The organism is Actinoplanes sp. NPDC049265 (genome assembly GCF_043197135.1).
Classification (GTDB): Bacteria; Actinomycetota; Actinomycetes; order Mycobacteriales; family Micromonosporaceae; genus Actinoplanes.
Genome location: NZ_JBICSP010000022.1, coordinates 137,041 through 144,794 on the forward strand (window position 1 = coordinate 137,041; position 7,754 = coordinate 144,794).

Sequence of the window (7,754 nt, forward strand, 5' to 3'; positions counted from 1 at the left end):
TCGTCGTGGCCGGGGCGATGTCCGTCGCCCCGGCCACGACCGGGCTCGCCGTGACGGCGCCGGCCCCGACGGCAACGGCCGCTACCGTGCCTGACCCGCCCCCGGCGCTTGGTGGTAGCCCCGGTCGGTGTCCGGGTCCTGAAGCGCCCAGACCTATCACTGTTCTTGTCGGTGGTGGCCCCGGTCGGTGTCCGGGTCCTGGATACCGCGCGCGGGCCTACCACTGGTCGTCTTGGTGGTAGGTCTGGGCGGCTTTCGGGGCGTGGAGGGCGCTCGGGGCTACCGCTGGTCGTTTTGGTGGTGGGTCAGGGGTTGATCAGGATGAGCAGGCCGATGGCGATCAGGACCAGGGGGAGCAGGATGTGGCCCCAGCGGCTGAGGGCCCTGGCGATCAGGGGGCGGGTGGCGAAGTAGCGGCCGGCCGCGACCCAGGCGGCGACCAGGATCAGGAAGACGATCACGTACGCGGTCATGCCGGTCGGTCCGGCGGTGGTGAAGACCGGAACGTAGACGCCGACGTTGTCACCGCCGTTGGCGAACGTGACCGTGGCGACCTCGAGGATCCGCGGCGCGCCGGACCGGGCGCCCGCAGACTCGTCCGGGTCGTCACGGTGCCGCCACGTCCGCACGGCGGCCTTGACGCCCAGGGCCAGCGGCAGCAGACCGAGGAACGGGATCGCCCGCTCGGGCAGGAACGTCGCCCCGAACGCGGCCGCAACCGCCGCCACCAGGATCGCGGCGAAACCGAGGTACTGACCGGCGGCGACGTTGCGGACCGTGCCGCGGTGGCCCGCGCCCTGGGCGAAGAACAACGCGAGCACGACGATGTCGTCGATGTTGGTGACGGCGAACAGCCCGGCCGCCGAGCCGATGACGCCGGGGCTCACGGCCGGCGCCCGGCCCGGGCCAGAGCCTGGGCCGCCTGCTCGGCCAGGGCCGGAACGAGGTCGGTGGCCGACGGCAGGTCGTGGATGAGGCCGACGCCCTCGCCGGCCCACACCGGTTGCGGCGGGATGGTGCCCCGGGCCAGGTCGTCCTGGTAGTCCTGGCGGGCCCGCGGGTCGGCGGCGGCCTCCCGTTCGCGGTCGCGCCACCGGTCGAGGTGCGGATGGGCGAGGGTACGGGCGGTGTAGGCCGATGGCCAGTGCGAGCCCCGGACGATGTCGAGCACGGAGCCGCGCTCGGTCTCCGAACCGGCCAGGATCGCCTTGACGACGGCCGGGTCGGCCAGGGACTCGGTGGTGGCCTGGAAGCGGGTGCCGAGCAGGGCACCGGCCGCGCCGAGGGCGAGGGCCGCGGCGATGCCCCGGCCGTCGGAGATGCCGCCGGCGGCCAGCACGGGAATCGGGCCGGCCAGGTCCACGACGGCGGGTACGAACGGCAGCGTCGACCGGCCGTGCCGGGCGCCGTGGCCGCCGGCCTCGGTGCCCTGGGCCACGATCACGTCGGCGCCCAGGTCCACCGCCCGCCGCGCCTCCGCCAGGTCGGTGACCTGAAGGATCAACGTCGCTCCGGCCGAGCGGACCGCCGCCACGAACCGGCCCGGATCGCCGAACGACAGCATCACCGCCGGCGGCCGGTAGGTGAGCGCGTGGTCCAGCTTGGCCTCGTCGAGGGCCCAGGTCAGGAACCCGACGCCCCAGGGCCGGCCGGTGTCCACCAGGACCATCTCCCGGGCCAGCCAGGCCGGGTCGCCGTCGCCGGAGCCGAGCAGGCCGAGGCCGCCGGCCCGGGACACGGCGGTGACCAGGGCGCCGCCGGCCGAACCGCCCATGGGCGCGGACGCGATCGGATGCCGGAGGCCGAGCAGCGACGTGAACGCGGTGGACAGGGTCATCCGAAGAACGTGGCGGCGCGGGCGGCCCAGGTCTTGACGTCGGCCATCGTCTCGGAGACGTGGAAGGTGGAATGCGGGAGCAGCTCGGCCAGACGTTCGCCGGTGCTGACCGGGTGGCCGGGGTCGGTGGCCCAGCTCAGGATCAGGGCCGGCACGTCGACGCCGGCGAGCAGCGACGGGGCCGGCAGATCGGAGTCGCCGGCCCCGCCGAGGACGGCCGACAGGAGCTCGGGGCGGACGTCGGGGCGCACGACGAAGTCCGAACCGGCGAAGATCGGCGGGGCGGGTGCCTCGGCGAAGGCCGACGCGAAATCGGCCGGGGTCATGGTGGCGAACTGGGCGTACAGGGCGCTCTGGGCCGCTCTGGTCTCCCAGGCCGTGGGCGGCGCGCCCAGCGTGACCGAACGGAAATGGCCGGCCGAACGGGTCAGCGCGGTCAGGATCGTCGCGGTGCCCATCGAGACGCCGAAGGCGTGCACGGGCTCGCCCGGGGAGACGTGGTCGATCAGGGCCAGCAGGTCGTCGGCCAGGTTGTCCCAGCGGTAGACGGCCGGGTCGGCGATGCCCGTCGACTCGCCGTGGCCGCGGGCATCGTAGGAGATCAGGCGGTAGCCGGCGGCCGGGAGGGCGGACCAGTCGACCAGGCCGGCGGCGCGGTCGTTGGCCCGGCTCTGGGTCAGGCCGTGTGCGTTGATCACGATGGGCCCGGAGCCCTCGTCGGAGTAGGCGAGGCGGGCGCCGTTCACATCGACAAACAAGGCTGGGACTCCCGTACGGCGAGGTGGCAGGGACCCCGGGGGCCGGGGCCGATCTCCGCCAAGCCTAGATCCACCGTCCTTGACCGGTGAAAGACCAGGCTCCTAGGTTGGCGTCGAGAAGATTCCGGAAGCGGAGGCCAAGTGAGCACCCCTGTTGCCCCACGCGCCAGGACCCGCCTCGCGCCGGTCGAAGGCCGCCTCGACCCGGAGTCCTTCCTCGGCGCCTGGCAGGAGCTGAACGCGAGCGCGACCATCCCGCACTGTGTCACCAACGTCGAGCGGACCGGCGTCATCGAGAACTTCCGGCGAATCGCCGACACCGGCCGGGGCGGGAAGTTCCAGGGCTTCTGGTTCGCCGACTCCGACCTCTACAAGACGCTCGAGGCGATCGGCTGGGAGCAGGGGCGCAGCGGCACTGACGCGTACGCCGCCCTGCTCGACGAGGTCGCCGGGCTGTTCGAGCGGGTGCAGACCGCGGACGGCTACCTCAACACGTACGTGCAGGGCACGCCGGGCGTGACCGAGTTCGCCCACCCGGAGTACGCGCACGAGCTGTACTGCGCCGGCCACCTCATGCAGGCCGCGGTGGCGCTGCGCCGGGGCAGCGGCGACGAACGGTTCCTGGGCGTGGCCCGGCGGCTCGGCGACCTGATCGTCGAACGGTTCGGCGACGACGGCGTACCGCTGATCGACGGGCACCCCGAGGTGGAGACCGCGCTGGTCGAGCTCTACCGGGAGACCGGCGAGCCGGCCTACCTGCACGCCGCCGAGCTGCAGATCGAGCGCCGCGGCCACCGGTGGCTCGAACCGGGGCAGTTCGGTTCGCTCTACTACCAGGACCACCTGCCGGTCCGGGCCGGCGCGGAGGCGATCGGGCACTCGGTGCGGCAGCTCTACCTCGCCGCCGGAGTCACCGACCTCTACCTCGAGAACGGCGACGAGACCCTGCTGGCCGCGATGGAAAGGCTGTGGGAGTCGGCCTTCCACACGAAGCTCTATGTCACCGGTGGGCACGGTTCCCGGCACCGCGACGAGGCGTACGGGGATCCGTACGAACTGCCGCCCGACCGCGCGTACGCCGAGACCTGCGCCTCCATCGCCGCCTTCCAGTGGTGCTGGCGGATGCTGCTGGCCACCGGCCGGGCCCGCTACGCCGAGGAGATGGAACGCGCCGTCCTCAACGCGATCGCGGCCTCGACCGCGGCCACCGGCACGGCGTTCTTCTACTCCAACCCGCTGCAGCTGCGCACCGGGCACAATGGCTCGGACGAGGACTCGCCCAGCGAACGCCTCCCCTGGTACGCCTGCGCCTGCTGCCCGCCCAACATCGCCCGGCTGCTGGCGTCCCTGCACTCGTACGCGGCGACGGCCGACGACGACGGGATCCAGCTGCATCTGCTGACGGCGGGGGAGTTCCGTTCCGAGCGGATGACGGTCACCGTGCTCACCGCGTACCCATCCGATGGTGAACTGACGATCAGGGTGAGTGGCCGCGGCGAGCTGAGGATCCGCGTGCCGGCCTGGGCCGCGGGCGCGTCGGCGGACGGAGCCGGCGAACCGGTGCCCGGCGAGTATCTCAGCGTGTCCTGTGTGGACGGTACGGTCGTCCGGCTCAGCCTGCCGATGAGGCCGCGGCTGGTTCGGGCGGACGAGCGGGTCGACGCCGTACGCGGCTGCGTGGCGATCCTCCGCGGCCCGGTGGTCTACTGCATCGAGCAGGCCGACCTCCCCGATGGCGTGCTGGTCGAGCAGATCCGCCTCGACCCGGCCGCGCCGATCACCGAGTCGGACGGCACGCTCGTGCTCTCCGGTCACGCCGCCGGCCTGGGCCGGAGCCTCTACTCCGAGGGCGGGCCGGGCGAGCGGGGAAAGATCAGTTTCACCGCGATCCCGTACCACTCCTGGGCCAACCGCGGACCCGGCGCCATGCGCGTCTGGCTGCCGACCGTTTAGAGGAACGAATGTAGCCAGCGCAGTTCGCGGGCGTGGTGTTCCAGGGCCTCGGCGGCCTCGGCCGCGTTCACCGGTGCGTACTTGACGCGTTCGGCCGCGAGCAGCCGGCACCGCTGAAGGGCGGGCTGAATCGTGCGCCAGTCGGCCAGACCGTAGGCGCCGGCGAAGATCCGGAGCCGCTCGACTATGTCCGGCAGCGGGTCGAACCCCGCCTGGCGCAACTGCTCCGGCGGGCCGAGCGGAACGAACTCCCACGCCGCGGCGGCCAGTTCGACCAGCGGGCTGACCGGCCCGGCCGCGTCCCAGTCGATGAAGGCGACCGGCACGCCGTCGCGGTAGACAGTGTTCCAGGGCCCGAGGTCACCGTGCGAGATGATTTCCCCCGCCCGGGGTACGCGCGGATCGAACCGGAACCGGGTGTCGGCCGGCCGGAAGCCTCGCGCGGCCCCGTGCAGCCGCCCGATCAGCTCGGCGGCGGCGACCAGGGCGGCCTCGGAACGAGCGTAGGCGGGCAGCCGATGGCCACGGCCGGGTCGCCACCGCGGGTCGGCCGGCACGTCCCCCTCAACATAGGTGAGCACCTCGCGTTCCCCCTCGGTGGCCAGGAAGGTCGGCGCACCGGAGAACCCGGCCGCCTCCAGGTGCCGCAGAAATTCATGGACGGCGCCGGACCACGTGCCCATCGGGCGCAGCAGTTGCCCGCCACGGCGAGTGATGCCCTGCGTCATCCGCCCCGCCGGGAGCGGCGTCTCGTCGAGACTCACGTATCCGAGTATGCGGGGCGGTCGAGACAACCTTTGTGGGGGTCGAGAGTGTAGGTAGTGGTCGTGAGATTGAGTCCAAGCGTGTGGGGGGCTGATGCGCGACCGCGAGGATGAAGAGGTGACAGCCTTCGTCCGGGCGCGTTACGGATCGCTTCTGAGGACGGCCTTCCTGCTGTGCGGGGACCGGGGGAAAGCCGAGGACCTGGTGCAGACGACGTTGGCCAAGACGGTGGTGGCGTGGTCCCGGCTGCAACACTCGGACGGCATCGACCACTACGTGCAGCGGATCCTGGTCAATACCTTCATCACCTCGAAGCGGCGTCGGTCCTGGTGGGAACTGCCCTTGGGCCGGCTAGCCGAGAGTCAGGCGCGCGACGAGTACGTCGGGGTGGAGCAACGGGACCTGCTGCGCCGGGCGTTGGACGGGCTGCCGCCACGGCAGCGGGCCGCCGTCGTGCTGCGCTTCTACGAGGATCTGTCCGAGCAGGACACGGCACACGCGCTGGGATGTTCGGTGGGCACGGTCAAGAGTCTCTCGTCGAGGGGCCTGCAAACACTGCGTAAACGGTGGACGGAGGCTGACGCTGTCGCTGAAGGGGTGCACTGTGCGTGACACGACCGAGTTGCGTGCCGGCCTGGCGGATCTGGCCGAACCGGTGACGCCGGCCGAGGACTATGAACGCCAGATCATGCGACGGGCGGGCCGGATTCGCGGGCGGCGGCGTCTCGCCACCGTAGCCGCGGCGGCAGTGTGCTTGGCGGTGCTGGTGACAATGTTTCGGGTCGCCGGGTTCGGGTCCACGCCGCGACTGGTCGCATCGCCTCCGGATGGCCCGTTCCTGGGCTGGTCCCCGCCGGGAGACGTGGACGCGGGCCTGGTGCGTGAGGCCACTGACGTTTGGGGGCGTACCAACTCGGCCGGTCCGCACACTGCCGTCCGGGCCCTTGTCGCGGAGAACAATTGGCGCCTTGGCTCGAAGCTGGTCGTCCTGCAGGGATACGACAAACAAGGTGCCGCGCGATTGGCGTTCTTCACCGGCGATTCAAGTGCGGCGGACACCTTGCTGATGCGGGCTGACCGGCCGGCGCCCGACCCGGTGAAAACCCGGGTGATCAGCCTGGTCAGTCCTAGGCTGAGCGGAGCCGCCGGCACGGTCGGTAATGACGGATGGGGTACGTACGCCATCGCCGTCGCCATGCCCGGCGTGACAGCGGTACGGGTGTCGAGCACCGCCGTCGATCAGGACATGGTCCAAGACCCGGACGGGCCCACCAGTCGTCTCGTTGTCACAGAACTTCCGATTGCCGCGACCGCGGCGACGACGACGATCGCCGGGTTCATCAAGCCGAAGCGGCCGTTCGCCCGCGCCACGAAGGTGTTCGAGGTACCCGGTGAGGACGGTGCTGTCGGCGACGCGCGGGCCGTACCAGCCGAGGTGCTCAGCCGGACCGCCCAACAGATAACCGTGGCGTACCTGAAGGATCAGGCGATCCGGCCCGGGCAACTGGCCGTTGTGGCCAAAGGTCTCGTCGGACGGGTCAAGGCAGTCGACGCCATCCGCGGCCAAGCCACTGTCGATCTCATTACCAGCATCGGGTTCGCGGGGCAGGCGTACACGAACATCAGTAATGTTCCCGGATCCGTACGTGGTAACGGCGAGAAGCTGATCATGGAAAACATTCCCGCCAGCGGCGATATCTATGGGACGAACCGCGTCATAATGCCGGACCCGTCCCAACAGGGCAATCAGATCGGCGCTGTCACGATAGGGCGAGCGTCGGCGGACAAGGCAGCGGGCGCGACCACGGTGGAACTCACGCCAACAGCCGACCTCGCCCACCTGACCAGATTGTCGATCATGACGCCCTCCGCCGGCTGACCGCGGCACCCTCGCTGACAGATAGGGCGATTCTGTGGTTCATTCACGTCTTGACAACGTTCACCCGCCCAGAGCTGCATGCGCTCGTTTCCACGTCGATGGGCCGGTTGAAGTTGGGCTCGGCAGACTCGGGCGGCGCACCGCAGCCGTAGCCACCAGTTCTTTCTTGCTCGTGTCCAAGCTGATCAGGGGATCTCCGGCGGCCATGAACCTGGTGGCGAGAGCGTTGATCTGCGCGAACTGCTCCTCCGCCCGGCGCCCGGACCCGCTTATCCGGAGCAACACCCGCCCGGACCACACCCACCCCGGTCTGCCCCGTGGTCCGAGACGCCCCGGACAACTGGGCCACCAAGGCGATCCGACCCGGCCGATCGCCACAGCCTCCACACCCGGCAACAACCTCCACTGCCGCTGATCCAGATGCGGCTGCAACGCAGCCAACTTCGCCGCTAGGGCGCGTCGCCAAAGTCATAGCCACTGCAGCAGCGCAGCGATGGTGACGGTGGCCTGGAACGAGCTGCTGGTCTTGTCGTAGCGGGTGGCCACGGATCGGCATTGCTTG

The 7,754-nt window shown here is 70.9% G+C and carries 7 protein-coding genes; 3 read left to right on the forward strand and 4 right to left on the reverse strand.

All coding sequences use genetic code 11. The annotated features are described in order from the left end of the window. Positions 1-305 precede the first annotated feature (305 nt). Genes ACGFIO_RS37045 through ACGFIO_RS37055 form a run of 3 tightly spaced genes read right to left on the reverse strand, consistent with a single transcriptional unit; the run spans position 306 to position 2,595 of the window. The gene (locus ACGFIO_RS37045; protein WP_392834099.1) at positions 306-887 is read right to left on the reverse strand and encodes a cadmium resistance transporter; all 582 of its coding nucleotides are present in this window, start codon (positions 885-887) and stop codon (positions 306-308) included. Further along, positions 884-1,837 (reverse strand): NAD(P)H-dependent flavin oxidoreductase, encoded by a 954-nt coding sequence (locus ACGFIO_RS37050; RefSeq protein WP_392834102.1) that lies wholly within the window; start codon positions 1,835-1,837, stop codon positions 884-886. The genes ACGFIO_RS37045 and ACGFIO_RS37050 overlap by 4 nt, the downstream gene beginning before the upstream one ends. Continuing rightward, complete coding sequence (locus tag ACGFIO_RS37055) at positions 1,834-2,595, reverse strand: alpha/beta fold hydrolase (RefSeq protein ID WP_392834105.1); 762 nt, start codon at positions 2,593-2,595, stop codon at positions 1,834-1,836. Before ACGFIO_RS37055 ends, ACGFIO_RS37050 begins: the two co-directional genes overlap by 4 nt. A gap of 141 nt (positions 2,596-2,736) precedes the next feature. Between ACGFIO_RS37055 and ACGFIO_RS37060 the strand changes: the two genes are divergently transcribed. Continuing rightward, complete coding sequence (locus ACGFIO_RS37060; RefSeq protein ID WP_392834108.1) at positions 2,737-4,548, forward strand: glycoside hydrolase family 127 protein; 1,812 nt, start codon at positions 2,737-2,739, stop codon at positions 4,546-4,548. Here the strand turns inward: ACGFIO_RS37060 and ACGFIO_RS37065 are convergent. Beyond that, positions 4,545-5,312 (reverse strand): phosphotransferase, encoded by a 768-nt coding sequence (locus ACGFIO_RS37065; RefSeq protein WP_392834110.1) that lies wholly within the window; start codon positions 5,310-5,312, stop codon positions 4,545-4,547. The genes ACGFIO_RS37060 and ACGFIO_RS37065 overlap by 4 nt on opposite strands. 94 nt (positions 5,313-5,406) lie before the next feature. On the opposite strand from ACGFIO_RS37065, the gene ACGFIO_RS37070 reads away from it, so the two are divergent. Further along, a complete protein-coding gene (locus ACGFIO_RS37070) occupies positions 5,407-5,925 on the forward strand; it encodes a SigE family RNA polymerase sigma factor (RefSeq protein ID WP_392834112.1) in 519 nt (172 codons plus the stop codon). Further along, positions 5,918-7,192, forward strand: coding sequence for a rod shape-determining protein MreC (locus ACGFIO_RS37075; RefSeq protein ID WP_392834114.1), 1,275 nt, complete (start codon positions 5,918-5,920; stop codon positions 7,190-7,192). Before ACGFIO_RS37070 ends, ACGFIO_RS37075 begins: the two co-directional genes overlap by 8 nt. Positions 7,193-7,754 lie beyond the last annotated feature (562 nt).

Bases quoted from the DNA above. Each gene is read 5' to 3' on its own strand.
- ACGFIO_RS37050 (WP_392834102.1), bottom strand. From the start codon at position 1,837: ATGACCCTGTCCACCGCGTTCACGTCGCTGCTCGGCCTCCGGCATCCG.
- ACGFIO_RS37070 (WP_392834112.1), top strand. From the start codon at position 5,407: ATGCGCGACCGCGAGGATGAAGAGGTGACAGCCTTCGTCCGGGCGCGT.